The organism is Streptomyces sp. E-08, from assembly GCF_049913095.1.
GTDB lineage: Bacteria > Actinomycetota > Actinomycetes > Streptomycetales > Streptomycetaceae > Streptomyces.
Window position 1 is genome coordinate 3797561 of the sequence record NZ_CP183971.1, and the last position, 17507, is coordinate 3815067.

The following is a 17507-nucleotide window of genomic DNA, read 5'->3' on the forward strand; positions in this document are numbered from 1 at the left end:
GTCCGCGCCCCCAGGCCCCCCTTTCCCCCCACGTCCCCACGACCCCTGCCCAACTCACAGTCGGTGACGCCCCGATGACGCACTGGTCCGATCATCTTTCGCGCGTAACCCAAGTGCCGCGCCGCTCGTTGTGCGGGATGCAGGCTCCCTGTGGTCACGCCATGCCCGCAGCCACTCACTCTTTCGTGTGGATGCGCTCAAGGTGTGCAACCTTCCGGACACCCCGGGGAGTCGACCGTCATGACGAGAGGAGGTGCCGCCAGTGATCGCGAACGTATCGGCGCACCGGCGGGCGAACGCCTTCGCCCAGGCCCTGGAGGACCGGGCGTCCGAGGACGCGGCGGCCGAGCAGCCCGAGGCCCCGGCGGAACCGGCCGAACCCGCCGAACCCGGACGGCTGTTGGCCTTGGCGAACGGCCTCGGCGAGCTGCCCAAGCCACAGCTCGACCCCGAGGTCAAGGTGGTGCAGCGAGCCCAGCTCGTCGCCGCCATGGAAGCGATGCTCATGGAAGGGGGCGCCGGCGCGAGCCCTACGGTTCCGGAGCAGCGGACGTCCACCGGCAAGGGAGCCCACCGGGCGTCCCCGCTCCGGAAACTGCGCCCGCGGTCCCGCTGGACCAAGGGCCTCGCCGCCGGCGGCCTCACGGTCGGCGTGGCGGCGGGCGCCTTCGGCGGAGTGGCCGCCGCCAGCTCCGACGCCCTCCCCGGTGACTCGCTCTACGGGCTGAAGCGGGGCATGGAGGACATCAAGCTGGGCATGGCGGACGACGACGCGGACCGCGGCGGCATCTACCTCGACCAGGCCTCCACGCGCCTGAGCGAAGCCCGCAGGCTCATGGAACGCGGCCGCGCCGGGGAGCTCGACCACGAGTCCCTCGCCGAGATCCGCCGCGTCCTGGGCGGGATGAAGCACGACGCCGCCGAGGGCCACCGGCTGCTCCACGAGGCGTACGAGCGGGACGGCGAGATCGGTCCGATGGCCCGGCTCAACTCCTTCGCCCAGGCCCACCGGGACACCTGGAACGGCCTCCGCGACCGGCTCCCCGTCCAACTGGCGGACGTCGGCAGCGAGGTGACGGACGTCTTCGACGCCATAGACGAAGACGTCGAGCCGCTCCAGTCGGTGCTGCCCCGCACCCCCGAGAGGGGCGCGGTCGGCTCCACGGGGCCGAGCAGCGGGCCCCGCATCCCGGGAACCACCCAGGGCACGGGTACCCAGCACCCGCAGACCGGCCGGGAGTCCTCGCCTCCGGGCAGCCACTCGGCCTCGCCCCACCCGTCCGGGCCCAGCACGGGAACCACCCCGAGCACGGGCAGCGGCTCGGGCTCGCCCGAGGACGACGGCCTCCTCGGCGGCGGCGCCGGCGGACTGCTCAAGCCCTCCCCGACGGGCACACCGACGGCACCCACCGAGGATCAGCCGACCCCGGACATGCCCGACGTGACCCTTCCGCCACTCCTGCCGGGCCTGCTACCGGGCCTCGGCATCGACAGCGAGGACGCTCGCTGACACGAAGAAGGGGCGCCCCCACGGACGGGGGGCGCCCCTTCTTCGCTTCCCGCGGTCGCGGCGACGGTCAGAAGAACACCGACCGGCGCTGCACCAGCAGCTTGTAGAGCGTGTGCTGGATCTGCTCCCGCACCTGATCCGTCAGGTTGAACATCAGCATCGGGTCCTCCGCCGCCTCCGGCGCGTACGAGTCCGTCGGGATCGGCTCGCCGAACTGGATCGTCCACTTCGTCGGCAGCGGCAGCGCCCCGAGCGGCCCCAGCCAGGGGAAGGTCGGAGTGAGCGGGAAGTACGGGAACCCGAGCACCCGCGCCAGGGTCTTGGCGTTCCCGAGCATCGGGTATATCTCCTCCGCGCCCACGATCGAGCAGGGCACGATCGGCACCCCGGCCCGCAGCGCCGTCGACACGAACCCGCCCCGACCGAACCGCTGGAGCTTGTACCGCTCCCCGAACGGCTTCCCGATCCCCTTGAAGCCCTCCGGCATCACCCCGACGATCTCGCCGGCGCGCAGCAGCCGCTCCGCGTCCTCGGCACAGGCCAGCGTGTGCCCCGCCTTGCGGGCCAGCTCGTTGACGACGGGCAGCACGAAGACGAGGTCCGCCGCGAGCAGCCGCAGATGCCGCCCGGCCGGGTGATGGTCGTGGACGGCGACCTGCATCATCAGCCCGTCCAGCGGCAGCGTCCCGGAGTGGTTGGCGACGATCAGCGCCCCGCCCTCGGCCGGGATGTTCTCGACGCCCTTCACCTCCACCCGGAAGTACTTCTCGTACAGCGGGCGCAGCATCGACATCAGGACCTGGTCGGTGAGCTCCTCGTCGTAGCCGAACTCGTCGACCTCGTACTCTCCGGTGACCCGCCGCCGCAGGAACGCGAGCCCGCCCGCGAGCCGCCGCTCCCAGCCGCTCGGGCCACCCGCGGCCGGCCCCGGTTCGGGGGCCGTCACTGAAGGCCCGGGAGACCCGGACGCCCTCTCCTGCGCCCCGGGCTCCCCCGGGGCCTCCTTGGGCCCCGGCAGGGCCCGTACGGCCGCCGCCTCGCCCTCGGCCCTGGCGGGCCGCCGGCGGGCCCGTGAGCGGTCGTCGTCGAACGGAATGACCTTGGCGTCCGCCATCGCAGTCGGGTCTCCTCAGGCGCCGTGGTGAAGGGGGGAAGCGTCAGGGGTGCCGAGCCGCCCGGCGAGCCGGTCCACCGCCCCGGCGAGCAGCTCGGGCGGCAGCAGCCCCGGCCCGCGGCCCCGCGCGAAGTCGGCGAGCGCCTCCGCCGTCGAGTAGCGGGGCGAGAAGCCGAGGACCTCCCGCGTCTGGACCGTCGAGACGACCCGGCCGTGCGTGAGCAGCCGGATCTGCTCGGGCGCGAAGTCGGTGACCCCGACCGTGCGCAGCGCCGTGCCCACCCAGGTGACCGCGGGCAGCAGCACCGGCACCGTCGGCCGCCCGAGCCGCCGCGCGCACTGGGAGAGCAGCAGGACACCGTCCCCGGCCACGTTGAAGGTGCCGCTGTTCTGGGTCGCCCTGCGGGGCTCGTGCGCCGCCAGGCGCAGGACGTCGACGACGTCGTCCTCGTGGACGAACTGGAGCCGGGGGTCGTAGCCCAGGACGGTCGGCAGCACCGGCAGCGCCAGGTACTCGGCGAGCGGGGAGTCGATCCGGGGCCCGAGGATGTTCGCGAACCGCAGCACGCACACCGCCACGTCCGGCCGGCGCCGGGCGAAGCCCCGGACGTACCCCTCGACCTCGACGGCGTCCTTCGCGAAGCCTCCGCTCGGCAGGGACTTCGCGGGCGTCGTCTCGGTGAAGACGGCCGGGTCGCGGGGCGCGGAGCCGTAGACGCTCGTACTGGACTTGATGACGAGCCGGCCGATCCGCGGCGACTTCTGGCAGGCGCCGAGCAGCTGCATGGTGCCGATGACGTTGGTCTCCTTGACCGACGTCCGGCCGCCGCCGCCGAGCGCCGTACCGGTGACGTCCAGATGGACCACCGTGTCGACGTCGTGCTCGGCGAGGACCTTCGCGATCTCGGGGCGGCGGATGTCCGCCCGTACGAACTCGGCGGCGCCGAGCTGGTGCGCGGGGTCGACCGCGTCCACCGCGATCACCCGCTCCACCTCCGGATCCCGCTGGATCCGCCGCACGAAGCGGCCGCCGAGATGCCGGGCGGCACCGGTGACGAGCACGACCTTGCCCAAGATCAGCGCCTTCCGTCCGTCTTCCGTTGGTCGCCACCGTAGCGCCTAGAGATTTCCACGGGATAAAAGCGTGGCCCTCCACCGCGAACGGTGAAGGGCCACGCCTGATGCAGAACGCTGCGAAGCAGCTGTCGCCTTACTTCTTGTTGCGACGCTGAACGCGCGTGCGCTTGAGCAGCTTGCGGTGCTTCTTCTTCGCCATCCGCTTGCGCCGCTTCTTGATAACAGAGCCCACGACTACCCTCGCTCACTTCTCGGAACATCCCCGCCTCCCGGCGGGGATCGGTGCGGGGCGTCTGGGCCCACACGACCTACGTCGGCCTAGCCTACCGTCCCGAGGACCGGGCTCGTACTCCGAGGGCCGTTCAGGGCTCCGGCTTCGACGGCCGCGCGCTCGCTACGCGGTCCCCACCCCCACGAAGGACTCCCGCAGGTACTCGTGAACCGCCTGTTCCGGCACCCGGAAGGACCTGCCCACCCGGATCGCCGGCAGATGACCGCTGTGCACCAAGCGGTACACGGTCATCTTCGAGACGCGCATCACCGAGGCGACTTCCGCCACGGTCAGAAACTTGACCTCGTTGAGAGGTCGTTCGCCAGCAGCCATGACCCACCTGTACCTTCCGCCGCGACGCCCACCGGCTTCCCCTCCGGTGACTCTTCGTCGCCGAGCGCTCACTCTCCAGACTAGGGGCGGGTGGTACGAGTGGGGAAGAGGAGCTGCCATCGGCCGTTTACCGTGACAGACACGCTCGATTGAGTACATAGCGCGTCAGCGGGAGGTACGAGGCGGAGCGCACCCCGTCATCAAGCGGAACGGCCACCGACACCTGCCCCTCCGCCTCACCGACGAACAGCGCAGGATCATCCGTATCGGCCAGACCGATGGCCTCGATACCCAGCTGACCTGCCCCGCAGACCCATCCGTGGTCCCCCACCACGAGCTCCGGCAGCGGCCCGCCGCCGTCCGCCGCGCTCTCCAGAGCGGCCCTAACCGGCAGCGGCGAGTGGGTGTGCGCCCCCCGCACACGCCCCTCCCCGGACGGCCCGGGTTCCCGTACCAGCGCGACCCCGCGTACGTAGTCCAGGAGGTACGTACGTACGCCGAACCGGGTCGTTATGTCGACACATCGCCCCTGCGCCGGTGTGAGGACAAGACATCCCGCCGCCGACAAGGCGTCTGCGAGAGCGACGTAGAAACCGAGCAGACGATGCGGATGACCCGTACCGAGAAGCACCGGAACCCGCCGCGCCGCCGCCGCCCCCAGCCGCGCCGCGAAGGCGTCGAGCCCCCGCACCGTACGCTCCGGATCGATGACGTCCGGCCCCGACCTGTGCGCCGGATCCCCCGACACCCCGCACTTGTCGGCCATCAGCCGCAGCAGACCGGCCTCGTCCCACCCCCACGCGGGGTCCAGCCCGAGCAGCACCCGCGGATCACGCGCGGCGAAGAGCCGATAGCTCCGCAGGTTCTCCTCCCGCGAGGTCGCCACCCTGCCCGCCAACCCCGCCGCCAACAGATGCGCCCGCAGCGCCCCGGTACTCAACACCCACCCGATGCTGCCGGAACACCACCACCCCGGGATCCAAACCTCCCGGACACCCCACAGTCGGCGTAACGCCCGGGAAGACGTTCCAGAAGGGCCGGGCCGCCCTAGGCCAGCAGCCCCCGCAGCGGGAAGGCCGCCTTCCGCGTCGCCAGCACCGCCTGGTCGAGCCGGTCCGCCGGGTCGTACCCCCCGGCCCAGTCCCGGAAGCCCACCGGCCACCGCCCGTCCGTCATCCGCGCCGGCCCCAACTGCCGGGTCCGCGCGTACACCTCGTCCCGCCAGGACGCCGGGATCACCGACTCCGGATCCACCGGAGCGTGCGCCGCGATCCCCACCAGATGCGTCCACGACCGCGGTACGACGTCCACCACCGCGTACCCGCCGCCGCCGAGCGCCAGCCAGCGCCCCTCCGCGTGCGCGTGCGCGAGCTCGTGACAGGCCTCCTGGACCGCCCGCTGCGCGTCCAGCGACACCGCCAGGTGCGCCAGCGGATCCTCGAAGTGCGTGTCCGCCCCGTGCTGCGTCACGAGCACCTGCGGCCGGAAGTCCGCGAGGAGCTCCGGAACGACCGCGTGGAACGCCCGCAGCCACCCCGCGTCCCCCGTCCCGGCCGGCAGCGCCACGTTCACCGCCCCGCCCTCACCGGCCCCCGACGCGCCCGTCTCCTCGGGCCAGCCCGTCTGCGGGAACAGCGTCCGCGGATGCTCGTGCAGCGAGACCGTCAGTACCCGCGGGTCCTCCCAGAACGCCGCCTGCACCCCGTCCCCGTGGTGCACGTCCACGTCCACGTACGCGACCCGCTCCGCACCGAGTTCGAGCAGCCGGGCGATCGCCAGCGAGGCGTCGTTGTAGATGCAGAAACCCGAGGCGGCCCCCGGCATGGCGTGGTGCAGCCCCCCGGCGAAGTTCACCGCGTGCGCGGCCTCCCCCCGCCAGACCGCCTCCGCCGCGCCCACCGACTGCCCGGCGATCAGCGCCGACACCTCGTGCATCCCCGCGAACGCCGGATCGTCGACCGTGCCGAGCCCGTACGCCTGGTCCGCGTGGCGCGGATCCGCCGAGGCCGCCCGCACCGCCGCCACATAGTCCTCGCGGTGCACCAGCCGCAGCGTCGAGTCCCCGGCCGGCTTCGCCACCACCACGTCCACCGCCCGGTCCAGGCCGTAGGCCCGCACCAGCGACATCGTCAGCGCGAGCCGGACCGGATCCATCGGATGCTCGGACCCGAAGTCGTACTGCGTGACAGCTTCATCCCACATCAACAGTGCGCGGCCGCTCATGCCCGCCACCGTATCGGGCCTCGCGCGAACCGAACGACGTGGCGTACACCACCGTGACGAGCACCAGCACCATCGGCACCAGCATGGCCCCCCGATAGCTCCACGCGTCCCCGAGAGCCCCCACGAGCGGGGACCCCACGAGGAACCCGACGTAGTTGAAGACGTTGAGCCGCGCGACCGCCGCGTCACTGGCCCCCGGGAACAGCCGCCCCGCAGCGGCGAAGGTCTGCGGCACGATCACGCTCAGCCCGAGCCCGAGCACCGTGAACCCGGCGATCCCCGCCCAGGCGCCCTGGGACACCGCGACCGCGGCGAACCCGAGCCCCGCGAGCACCGCACCCGCCCGGACGACCAGGACGGCCCCGAACCGCCGCACCCCGAAGTCCCCGACGGCCCGCCCGAGCAGCGTCGTCACCATGTACGCGTTGTACGGCACGGTCGCCAGCTCCTCCGAGCTGCCGAGCACGTCCTGAAGGTACTTGGCACTCCAGTTGGAGACGGTCGAGTCCCCGATGTACGCGAACGTCATCACGAGGCAGAGCGGCAGCAGCAGCTTGAAGACCACACCGCCGCCCTTGCCCTCCGCCGCCTCGTCCGCCGCCTGCTCCCCACCGGCCACGTACCACCGGCTGCCGACGAACACCACGGGCAGCAGCACGGCCACCACCGGCAGGTACGAGACGAACAGCGACAGGTGCCAGTGCGCCCCCACCCAGGCCAGCGAGGCCCCCGCGATCCCGCCGAGGCTGTACGAGGCGTGGAAACCGAGCATGATGCTCCGCCCGTACGCCCGCTGCAGACTCACGCCCAGCATGTTCATGGACGCGTCCAGGGCGCCCACGGCGAGACCGAACAGCCCCAGGGCGATCGCGGCGTGCCACAGCTCGGACCCCAGGCCCACGGCGAGGAGGGCCAGCAGCACGAAGGGCTGCGCCCACCGCAGCACCAGCGCCGGCCCGACCCTGGCGACGACCTTCTCGGTCACCACACTCGCCACACCCGCCAGGATCGGGACCGCCGCCAGGAAGGCCGGCAGCAGCCCGTCCGAGATCCCGTACTGGTCCTGGATCGCCGGTATCCGAGTCACGAGCAGGGCGAAGGTGACCCCCTGCACGAAGAAACTGACCGCCAGGGATCCCCGCCCACGCCGCACACGTGCATCCGTCATGGCGGCACAGCGTACGGCCGGAAACTACCGCTGGGTAGATGGATCACATCCCCAAAATCGCGGGAAGCTCGTCCATCCTCCTGAAGAAGCCCTTGGCCCCGGTGAGCTTGGCCTCCGGCGTCATCGCGGTGAACCCGTAGACGTCCATCCCGGCGGCCAGGGCGGCCTGCACCCCGGGCCCGCTGTCCTCGACCACCACGCACCGCTCGGGCGCGACACCCATCCGCTCGGCCGCGTGGAGGAAGAGGTCCGGCGCCGGCTTGCCCCGGCCGACGTCCTCGGCACTGAAGATGGTCTCGTCCCGGAACCAGACGTCGAGCCCGGTCTTCCGGTGACCGACCCTGATCCGCTCGTGGCTCCCGGAGGAGGCCACACAGTACGGAACGCCGGCCGCGGCGAGCCCCTTCAGCACGTCCCCGGCCCCGGCGACGACCTCCAACTCCGCCTGGAACGCGGCGAACACACGCGCGTGAAAGACATCGTCGAAGTCCGCGGGCAGCTTCTTCCCGCTCCGCTCCTCGACGAGCTCATGAATGGTGTGCATGGCCGAGCCCATGTAGTCGCGCACGGACTCCTCGTACGTGGTGGGGTGCCCGAGCTCCGTCAGATAGCCGGCCAGCAGGGTGTTGGAGATCGGCTCGCTGTCCACGAGTACGCCGTCGTTGTCGAAGATGACCAAGTCGTATCGCATGACCACAGCCTAGAACGCAAAAATGCCTCAACCCCCGGACATGGTCCGGGGGTTGAGGCTAAAAATTGTTCGGCGGCGTCCTACTCTCCCACAGGGTCCCCCCTGCAGTACCATCGGCGCTGAAAGGCTTAGCTTCCGGGTTCGGAATGTAACCGGGCGTTTCCCTAACGCTATGACCACCGAAACTCTATGAAGATATGAACCGCCGCACCACCCAAAGGGGGGCGTGTTCGTTACTTCAGAACTAACACAGTGGACGCGAGCAACTGAGGACAAGCCCTCGGCCTATTAGTACCGGTCAGCTCCACCCATTACTGGGCTTCCACATCCGGCCTATCAACCCAGTCGTCTACTGGGAGCCTTACCCTCTCAAGGAGGTGGGAATACTCATCTCGAAGCAGGCTTCCCGCTTAGATGCTTTCAGCGGTTATCCCTCCCGAACGTAGCCAACCAGCCATGCCCTTGGCAGGACAACTGGCACACCAGAGGTTCGTCCGTCCCGGTCCTCTCGTACTAGGGACAGCCCTTCTCAATATTCCTACGCGCACAGCGGATAGGGACCGAACTGTCTCACGACGTTCTAAACCCAGCTCGCGTACCGCTTTAATGGGCGAACAGCCCAACCCTTGGGACCGACTCCAGCCCCAGGATGCGACGAGCCGACATCGAGGTGCCAAACCATCCCGTCGATATGGACTCTTGGGGAAGATCAGCCTGTTATCCCCGGGGTACCTTTTATCCGTTGAGCGACGGCGCTTCCACAAGCCACCGCCGGATCACTAGTCCCGACTTTCGTCCCTGCTCGACCCGTCGGTCTCACAGTCAAGCTCCCTTGTGCACTTACACTCAACACCTGATTGCCAACCAGGCTGAGGGAACCTTTGGGCGCCTCCGTTACCCTTTGGGAGGCAACCGCCCCAGTTAAACTACCCATCAGACACTGTCCCTGATCCGGATCACGGACCGAGGTTAGACATCCAGCACGACCAGAGTGGTATTTCAACGGCGACTCCACCATGACTGGCGTCACGGCTTCAAAGTCTCCCACCTATCCTACACAAGCCGAACCGAACACCAATATCAAACTGTAGTAAAGGTCCCGGGGTCTTTCCGTCCTGCTGCGCGAAACGAGCATCTTTACTCGTAGTGCAATTTCACCGGGCCTATGGTTGAGACAGTCGAGAAGTCGTTACGCCATTCGTGCAGGTCGGAACTTACCCGACAAGGAATTTCGCTACCTTAGGATGGTTATAGTTACCACCGCCGTTTACTGGCGCTTAAGTTCTCAGCTTCGCCCTGTCGAAACAGAGCTAACCGGTCCCCTTAACGTTCCAGCACCGGGCAGGCGTCAGTCCGTATACATCGCCTTACGGCTTCGCACGGACCTGTGTTTTTAGTAAACAGTCGCTTCTCGCTGGTCTCTGCGGCCACCCCCAGCTCACGGAGTAAATCCGATCACCAGACGTGGCCCCCCTTCTCCCGAAGTTACGGGGGCATTTTGCCGAGTTCCTTAACCATAGTTCACCCGAACGCCTCGGTATTCTCTACCTGACCACCTGAGTCGGTTTAGGGTACGGGCCGCCATGAAACTCGCTAGAGGCTTTTCTCGACAGCATAGGATCATCCACTTCACCACAATCGGCTCGGCATCAGGTCTCAGGCTTAATGCGTGACGGATTTGCCTATCACACGCCCTACACCCTTACCCCGGGACAACCACCGCCCGGGCTGGACTACCTTCCTGCGTCACCCCATCGCTTACCTACTACCACCTTGGGTCGACGGCTCCACCACTTTCCTTTCCCCGAAGGGTCCGGAACGGCTTCACGGCCTTAGCATTAATGGGCTCGATATTGGGCGTTTCAAAGCGGGTACCGGAATATCAACCGGTTGTCCATCGACTACGCCTGTCGGCCTCGCCTTAGGTCCCGACTTACCCTGGGCAGATCAGCTTGACCCAGGAACCCTTAGTCAATCGGCGCACACGTTTCTCACGTGTGTATCGCTACTCATGCCTGCATTCTCACTCGTGAACCGTCCACAACTCGCTTCCGCGGCTGCTTCACCCGGCACACGACGCTCCCCTACCCATCACAGTCCCCGTTGGGGGTATGTACTGCAATGACACGACTTCGGCGGTACGCTTGAGCCCCGCTACATTGTCGGCGCGGAATCACTTGACCAGTGAGCTATTACGCACTCTTTCAAGGGTGGCTGCTTCTAAGCCAACCTCCTGGTTGTCTCTGCGACTCCACATCCTTTCCCACTTAGCGTACGCTTAGGGGCCTTAGTCGATGCTCTGGGCTGTTTCCCTCTCGACCATGGAGCTTATCCCCCACAGTCTCACTGCCGCGCTCTCACTTACCGGCATTCGGAGTTTGGCTAAGGTCAGTAACCCGGTAGGGCCCATCGCCTATCCAGTGCTCTACCTCCGGCAAGAAACACACGACGCTGCACCTAAATGCATTTCGGGGAGAACCAGCTATCACGGAGTTTGATTGGCCTTTCACCCCTAACCACAGGTCATCCCCCAGGTTTTCAACCCTGGTGGGTTCGGTCCTCCACGAAGTCTTACCTCCGCTTCAACCTGCCCATGGCTAGATCACTCCGCTTCGGGTCTTGAGCGTGCTACTGAATCGCCCTATTCGGACTCGCTTTCGCTACGGCTTCCCCACACGGGTTAACCTCGCAACACACCGCAAACTCGCAGGCTCATTCTTCAAAAGGCACGCAGTCACGAGATACAGCAAGCTGTATCCGACGCTCCCACGGCTTGTAGGCACACGGTTTCAGGTACTATTTCACTCCGCTCCCGCGGTACTTTTCACCATTCCCTCACGGTACTATCCGCTATCGGTCACCAGGGAATATTTAGGCTTAGCGGGTGGTCCCGCCAGATTCACACGGGATTTCTCGGGCCCCGTGCTACTTGGGTGTCTCTCAAACGAGCCGTACAGATTTCAGCTACGGGGGTCTTACCCTCTACGCCGGACCTTTCGCATGTCCTTCGCCTATCCATACGGTTTCTGACTCGTCTCACAGCCGGCAGACTGTGAAAGAGAGATCCCACAACCCCGCATGCGCAACCCCTGCCGGGTATCACACGCATACGGTTTGGCCTCATCCGGTTTCGCTCGCCACTACTCCCGGAATCACGGTTGTTTTCTCTTCCTGAGGGTACTGAGATGTTTCACTTCCCCTCGTTCCCTCCACATGCCCTATGTGTTCAGGCATGGGTGACAGCCCATGACGACTGCCGGGTTTCCCCATTCGGAAACCCCCGGATCAAAGCCTGGTTGACGGCTCCCCGGGGACTATCGTGGCCTCCCACGTCCTTCATCGGTTCCTGGTGCCAAGGCATCCACCGTGCGCCCTTAAAAACTTGGCCACAGATGCTCGCGTCCACTGTGTAGTTCTCAAACAACGACCAGCCACCCATCACACACCGCCAAAGCGATGCTTCACTGGGGCCGGCATCCTCGAAGATACGAACCTTACGGCCGTACCCTCAGACACCCAACAACGTGCCAAGCACAGTCCGTTCCTCGAATCCCGTTTTCCACGCCGAAGCAGTACTAACGATCTCGCGTCACTGACTGTGCCAACTAATCAACGTTCCACCCATGAGCTGACCGTGCAGAACGTTTGCCTGCAATCGGTACTGTGCTCCTTAGAAAGGAGGTGATCCAGCCGCACCTTCCGGTACGGCTACCTTGTTACGACTTCGTCCCAATCGCCAGTCCCACCTTCGACAGCTCCCTCCCACAAGGGGTTGGGCCACCGGCTTCGGGTGTTACCGACTTTCGTGACGTGACGGGCGGTGTGTACAAGGCCCGGGAACGTATTCACCGCAGCAATGCTGATCTGCGATTACTAGCAACTCCGACTTCATGGGGTCGAGTTGCAGACCCCAATCCGAACTGAGACCGGCTTTTTGAGATTCGCTCCGCCTCGCGGCATCGCAGCTCTTTGTACCGGCCATTGTAGCACGTGTGCAGCCCAAGACATAAGGGGCATGATGACTTGACGTCGTCCCCACCTTCCTCCGAGTTGACCCCGGCGGTCTCCTGTGAGTCCCCATCACCCCGAAGGGCATGCTGGCAACACAGGACAAGGGTTGCGCTCGTTGCGGGACTTAACCCAACATCTCACGACACGAGCTGACGACAGCCATGCACCACCTGTATACCGACCACAAGGGGGGCACTATCTCTAATGCTTTCCGGTATATGTCAAGCCTTGGTAAGGTTCTTCGCGTTGCGTCGAATTAAGCCACATGCTCCGCTGCTTGTGCGGGCCCCCGTCAATTCCTTTGAGTTTTAGCCTTGCGGCCGTACTCCCCAGGCGGGGAACTTAATGCGTTAGCTGCGGCACCGACGACGTGGAATGTCGCCAACACCTAGTTCCCAACGTTTACGGCGTGGACTACCAGGGTATCTAATCCTGTTCGCTCCCCACGCTTTCGCTCCTCAGCGTCAGTAATGGCCCAGAGATCCGCCTTCGCCACCGGTGTTCCTCCTGATATCTGCGCATTTCACCGCTACACCAGGAATTCCGATCTCCCCTACCACACTCTAGCCTGCCCGTATCGGATGCAGACCCGGGGTTAAGCCCCGGGCTTTCACACCCGACGTGACAAGCCGCCTACGAGCTCTTTACGCCCAATAATTCCGGACAACGCTTGCGCCCTACGTATTACCGCGGCTGCTGGCACGTAGTTAGCCGGCGCTTCTTCTGCAGGTACCGTCACTTTCGCTTCTTCCCTGCTGAAAGAGGTTTACAACCCGAAGGCCGTCATCCCTCACGCGGCGTCGCTGCATCAGGCTTTCGCCCATTGTGCAATATTCCCCACTGCTGCCTCCCGTAGGAGTCTGGGCCGTGTCTCAGTCCCAGTGTGGCCGGTCGCCCTCTCAGGCCGGCTACCCGTCGTCGCCTTGGTAGGCCATTACCCCACCAACAAGCTGATAGGCCGCGGGCTCATCCTTCACCGCCGGAGCTTTTAACCAGCTCCCATGCGGAAGCCGGTGTTATCCGGTATTAGACCCCGTTTCCAGGGCTTGTCCCAGAGTGAAGGGCAGATTGCCCACGTGTTACTCACCCGTTCGCCACTAATCCACCCCGAAGGGCTTCATCGTTCGACTTGCATGTGTTAAGCACGCCGCCAGCGTTCGTCCTGAGCCAGGATCAAACTCTCCGTGAATGTTTACCCGTAATCGGGTGACACTCGCGTTGAGCGGGACAGTCATGCCGGAATATGGCCGACCGTCCACAGCGTCCTCGCTGTGTATGTTGCCTACTCGCCACAAGGGCCAGCAGGACTTTCAAAGGAACCTCGCCATCCGAAGATGGACGGGGTATCAACTAATCTGGCGTTGATTTTTGGCACGCTGTTGAGTTCTCAAGGTGCGGACGCTTCCTTCGTTCCTGTTTCCAGGCCCTCCGGGCGCTTCCTTCGTTTCCGACTCTATCAGATCTTTCCGACCCGATTTCCTCGGCGCTTTCCGGTCCCTTTCGCTTTCGCTCCGGGCCCTTCCGGCGGTTCCGACTCTATCAGATCCTTTCGGTCCTGATTTCCTCGGTGCTTTCCGGTTCCTTCGCTTGCGCTCCGGTCCCTTCCTGCGTCTACGACTCTACCAGATGTTTCGGGTCCCGATTCCCACTCCGGCGGGCTGCCGGCAGCTCGTGGCGCCGGCCCCTGCGGGGCTGGCCGGCCGGAATGGCCCCAGAACGCAGAAAAGCCCCGCACCAGAAGGTGCGGGGCTTTCCCACAATGATTGTTCGGCGGCGTCCTACTCTCCCACAGGGTCCCCCCTGCAGTACCATCGGCGCTGAAAGGCTTAGCTTCCGGGTTCGGAATGTAACCGGGCGTTTCCCTAACGCTATGACCACCGAAACTCTATGAAGTTGAACTCAACCGGCAAGGGAGTTCATTGCTTCAGAACTAACACAGTGGACGCGAGCAACTGAGGACAAGCCCTCGGCCTATTAGTACCGGTCAGCTCCACCCATTACTGGGCTTCCACATCCGGCCTATCAACCCAGTCGTCTACTGGGAGCCTTACCCTCTCAAGGAGGTGGGAATACTCATCTCGAAGCAGGCTTCCCGCTTAGATGCTTTCAGCGGTTATCCCTCCCGAACGTAGCCAACCAGCCATGCCCTTGGCAGGACAACTGGCACACCAGAGGTTCGTCCGTCCCGGTCCTCTCGTACTAGGGACAGCCCTTCTCAATATTCCTACGCGCACAGCGGATAGGGACCGAACTGTCTCACGACGTTCTAAACCCAGCTCGCGTACCGCTTTAATGGGCGAACAGCCCAACCCTTGGGACCGACTCCAGCCCCAGGATGCGACGAGCCGACATCGAGGTGCCAAACCATCCCGTCGATATGGACTCTTGGGGAAGATCAGCCTGTTATCCCCGGGGTACCTTTTATCCGTTGAGCGACGGCGCTTCCACAAGCCACCGCCGGATCACTAGTCCCGACTTTCGTCCCTGCTCGACCCGTCGGTCTCACAGTCAAGCTCCCTTGTGCACTTACACTCAACACCTGATTGCCAACCAGGCTGAGGGAACCTTTGGGCGCCTCCGTTACCCTTTGGGAGGCAACCGCCCCAGTTAAACTACCCATCAGACACTGTCCCTGATCCGGATCACGGACCGAGGTTAGACATCCAGCACGACCAGAGTGGTATTTCAACGGCGACTCCACCATGACTGGCGTCACGGCTTCAAAGTCTCCCACCTATCCTACACAAGCCGAACCGAACACCAATATCAAACTGTAGTAAAGGTCCCGGGGTCTTTCCGTCCTGCTGCGCGAAACGAGCATCTTTACTCGTAGTGCAATTTCACCGGGCCTATGGTTGAGACAGTCGAGAAGTCGTTACGCCATTCGTGCAGGTCGGAACTTACCCGACAAGGAATTTCGCTACCTTAGGATGGTTATAGTTACCACCGCCGTTTACTGGCGCTTAAGTTCTCAGCTTCGCCCTGTCGAAACAGAGCTAACCGGTCCCCTTAACGTTCCAGCACCGGGCAGGCGTCAGTCCGTATACATCGCCTTACGGCTTCGCACGGACCTGTGTTTTTAGTAAACAGTCGCTTCTCGCTGGTCTCTGCGGCCACCCCCAGCTCACGGAGTAAATCCGATCACCAGACGTGGCCCCCCTTCTCCCGAAGTTACGGGGGCATTTTGCCGAGTTCCTTAACCATAGTTCACCCGAACGCCTCGGTATTCTCTACCTGACCACCTGAGTCGGTTTAGGGTACGGGCCGCCATGAAACTCGCTAGAGGCTTTTCTCGACAGCATAGGATCATCCACTTCACCACAATCGGCTCGGCATCAGGTCTCAGGCTTAATGCGTGACGGATTTGCCTATCACACGCCCTACACCCTTACCCCGGGACAACCACCGCCCGGGCTGGACTACCTTCCTGCGTCACCCCATCGCTTACCTACTACCACCTTGGGTCGACGGCTCCACCACTTTCCTTTCCCCGAAGGGTCCGGAACGGCTTCACGGCCTTAGCATTAATGGGCTCGATATTGGGCGTTTCAAAGCGGGTACCGGAATATCAACCGGTTGTCCATCGACTACGCCTGTCGGCCTCGCCTTAGGTCCCGACTTACCCTGGGCAGATCAGCTTGACCCAGGAACCCTTAGTCAATCGGCGCACACGTTTCTCACGTGTGTATCGCTACTCATGCCTGCATTCTCACTCGTGAACCGTCCACAACTCGCTTCCGCGGCTGCTTCACCCGGCACACGACGCTCCCCTACCCATCACAGTCCCCGTTGGGGGTATGTACTGCAATGACACGACTTCGGCGGTACGCTTGAGCCCCGCTACATTGTCGGCGCGGAATCACTTGACCAGTGAGCTATTACGCACTCTTTCAAGGGTGGCTGCTTCTAAGCCAACCTCCTGGTTGTCTCTGCGACTCCACATCCTTTCCCACTTAGCGTACGCTTAGGGGCCTTAGTCGATGCTCTGGGCTGTTTCCCTCTCGACCATGGAGCTTATCCCCCACAGTCTCACTGCCGCGCTCTCACTTACCGGCATTCGGAGTTTGGCTAAGGTCAGTAACCCGGTAGGGCCCATCGCCTATCCAGTGCTCTACCTCCGGCAAGAAACACACGACGCTGCACCTAAATGCATTTCGGGGAGAACCAGCTATCACGGAGTTTGATTGGCCTTTCACCCCTAACCACAGGTCATCCCCCAGGTTTTCAACCCTGGTGGGTTCGGTCCTCCACGAAGTCTTACCTCCGCTTCAACCTGCCCATGGCTAGATCACTCCGCTTCGGGTCTTGAGCGTGCTACTGAATCGCCCTATTCGGACTCGCTTTCGCTACGGCTTCCCCACACGGGTTAACCTCGCAACACACCGCAAACTCGCAGGCTCATTCTTCAAAAGGCACGCAGTCACGAGATACAGCAAGCTGTATCCGACGCTCCCACGGCTTGTAGGCACACGGTTTCAGGTACTATTTCACTCCGCTCCCGCGGTACTTTTCACCATTCCCTCACGGTACTATCCGCTATCGGTCACCAGGGAATATTTAGGCTTAGCGGGTGGTCCCGCCAGATTCACACGGGATTTCTCGGGCCCCGTGCTACTTGGGTGTCTCTCAAACGAGCCGTACAGATTTCAGCTACGGGGGTCTTACCCTCTACGCCGGACCTTTCGCATGTCCTTCGCCTATCCATACGGTTTCTGACTCGTCTCACAGCCGGCAGACTGTGAAAGAGAGATCCCACAACCCCGCATGCGCAACCCCTGCCGGGTATCACACGCATACGGTTTGGCCTCATCCGGTTTCGCTCGCCACTACTCCCGGAATCACGGTTGTTTTCTCTTCCTGAGGGTACTGAGATGTTTCACTTCCCCTCGTTCCCTCCACATGCCCTATGTGTTCAGGCATGGGTGACAGCCCATGACGACTGCCGGGTTTCCCCATTCGGAAACCCCCGGATCAAAGCCTGGTTGACGGCTCCCCGGGGACTATCGTGGCCTCCCACGTCCTTCATCGGTTCCTGGTGCCAAGGCATCCACCGTGCGCCCTTAAAAACTTGGCCACAGATGCTCGCGTCCACTGTGTAGTTCTCAAACA

Annotated in this window: 9 protein-coding genes and 5 rRNA genes; 1 reads left to right on the top strand and 13 read right to left on the bottom strand. The window is 64.2% G+C overall.

Annotated features, from left to right (window positions below):
• Positions 1-262 precede the first annotated feature (262 nt).
• On the top strand, positions 263-1510 hold the full coding sequence (locus ACN9MM_RS17300) for a DUF5667 domain-containing protein (RefSeq protein WP_426364466.1): 1248 nt from the start codon (positions 263-265) through the stop codon (positions 1508-1510).
• A gap of 67 nt (positions 1511-1577) precedes the next feature.
• Here the strand turns inward: ACN9MM_RS17300 and ACN9MM_RS17305 are convergent, their stop codons facing one another.
• From ACN9MM_RS17305 to ACN9MM_RS17365, 13 genes are all read right to left on the bottom strand, one after another.
• Entirely contained in the window at positions 1578-2624 is a 1047-nt protein-coding gene (locus ACN9MM_RS17305; protein WP_426364467.1) for a lysophospholipid acyltransferase family protein, read from the bottom strand.
• A gap of 15 nt (positions 2625-2639) precedes the next feature.
• Complete coding sequence (locus ACN9MM_RS17310) at positions 2640-3698, bottom strand: NAD-dependent epimerase/dehydratase family protein (protein ID WP_382864098.1); 1059 nt, start codon at positions 3696-3698, stop codon at positions 2640-2642.
• Positions 3699-3834: 136 nt separating this feature from the next.
• Entirely contained in the window at positions 3835-3933 is a 99-nt protein-coding gene (locus ACN9MM_RS17315; protein WP_003948845.1) for a 30S ribosomal protein bS22, read from the bottom strand.
• A gap of 162 nt (positions 3934-4095) precedes the next feature.
• Positions 4096-4305, bottom strand: a complete 210-nt coding sequence (locus ACN9MM_RS17320; protein ID WP_015034391.1) for a helix-turn-helix domain-containing protein — start codon at positions 4303-4305, stop codon at positions 4096-4098.
• Between the two features lie 127 nt (positions 4306-4432).
• The gene (locus ACN9MM_RS17325; RefSeq protein ID WP_426364468.1) at positions 4433-5248 is read right to left on the bottom strand and encodes a phosphatase; all 816 of its coding nucleotides are present in this window, start codon (positions 5246-5248) and stop codon (positions 4433-4435) included.
• A gap of 104 nt (positions 5249-5352) precedes the next feature.
• Complete coding sequence (locus ACN9MM_RS17330; RefSeq protein ID WP_426364469.1) at positions 5353-6528, bottom strand: acetoin utilization protein AcuC; 1176 nt, start codon at positions 6526-6528, stop codon at positions 5353-5355.
• The gene (locus ACN9MM_RS17335) at positions 6497-7696 is read right to left on the bottom strand and encodes an MFS transporter (protein WP_426364470.1); all 1200 of its coding nucleotides are present in this window, start codon (positions 7694-7696) and stop codon (positions 6497-6499) included. Before ACN9MM_RS17335 ends, ACN9MM_RS17330 begins: the two co-directional genes overlap by 32 nt.
• 43 nt (positions 7697-7739) lie before the next feature.
• Positions 7740-8387 (bottom strand): HAD family hydrolase, encoded by a 648-nt coding sequence (locus ACN9MM_RS17340; RefSeq protein WP_382864108.1) that lies wholly within the window; start codon positions 8385-8387, stop codon positions 7740-7742.
• Between the two features lie 67 nt (positions 8388-8454).
• Positions 8455-8571 (bottom strand): 5S ribosomal RNA (rrf, locus tag ACN9MM_RS17345).
• Between the two features lie 84 nt (positions 8572-8655).
• Positions 8656-11775, bottom strand: a 23S ribosomal RNA gene (locus tag ACN9MM_RS17350).
• Positions 11776-12061: 286 nt separating this feature from the next.
• Positions 12062-13587: ribosomal RNA gene (locus tag ACN9MM_RS17355) — 16S ribosomal RNA — on the bottom strand.
• Between the two features lie 576 nt (positions 13588-14163).
• Positions 14164-14280: ribosomal RNA gene (gene rrf / locus ACN9MM_RS17360) — 5S ribosomal RNA — on the bottom strand.
• 72 nt (positions 14281-14352) lie between these two features.
• Positions 14353-17472: ribosomal RNA gene (locus ACN9MM_RS17365) — 23S ribosomal RNA — on the bottom strand.
• Together the 16S, 23S and 5S rRNA genes form the textbook arrangement of a ribosomal RNA operon.
• Between the last annotated feature and the right edge of the window lie 35 nt (positions 17473-17507).

Excerpts from the sequence above, each read along its gene's own strand:
- ACN9MM_RS17305 (WP_426364467.1), bottom strand. The coding sequence starts at position 2,624 with ATGGCGGACGCCAAGGTCATTCCGTTCGACGACGACCGCTCACGGGCC.
- ACN9MM_RS17320 (WP_015034391.1), bottom strand. The coding sequence starts at position 4,305 with ATGGCTGCTGGCGAACGACCTCTCAACGAGGTCAAGTTTCTGACCGTG.
- ACN9MM_RS17330 (WP_426364469.1), bottom strand. The coding sequence starts at position 6,528 with ATGAGCGGCCGCGCACTGTTGATGTGGGATGAAGCTGTCACGCAGTAC.
- ACN9MM_RS17335 (WP_426364470.1), bottom strand. The coding sequence starts at position 7,696 with ATGACGGATGCACGTGTGCGGCGTGGGCGGGGATCCCTGGCGGTCAGT.
- ACN9MM_RS17340 (WP_382864108.1), bottom strand. The coding sequence starts at position 8,387 with ATGCGATACGACTTGGTCATCTTCGACAACGACGGCGTACTCGTGGAC.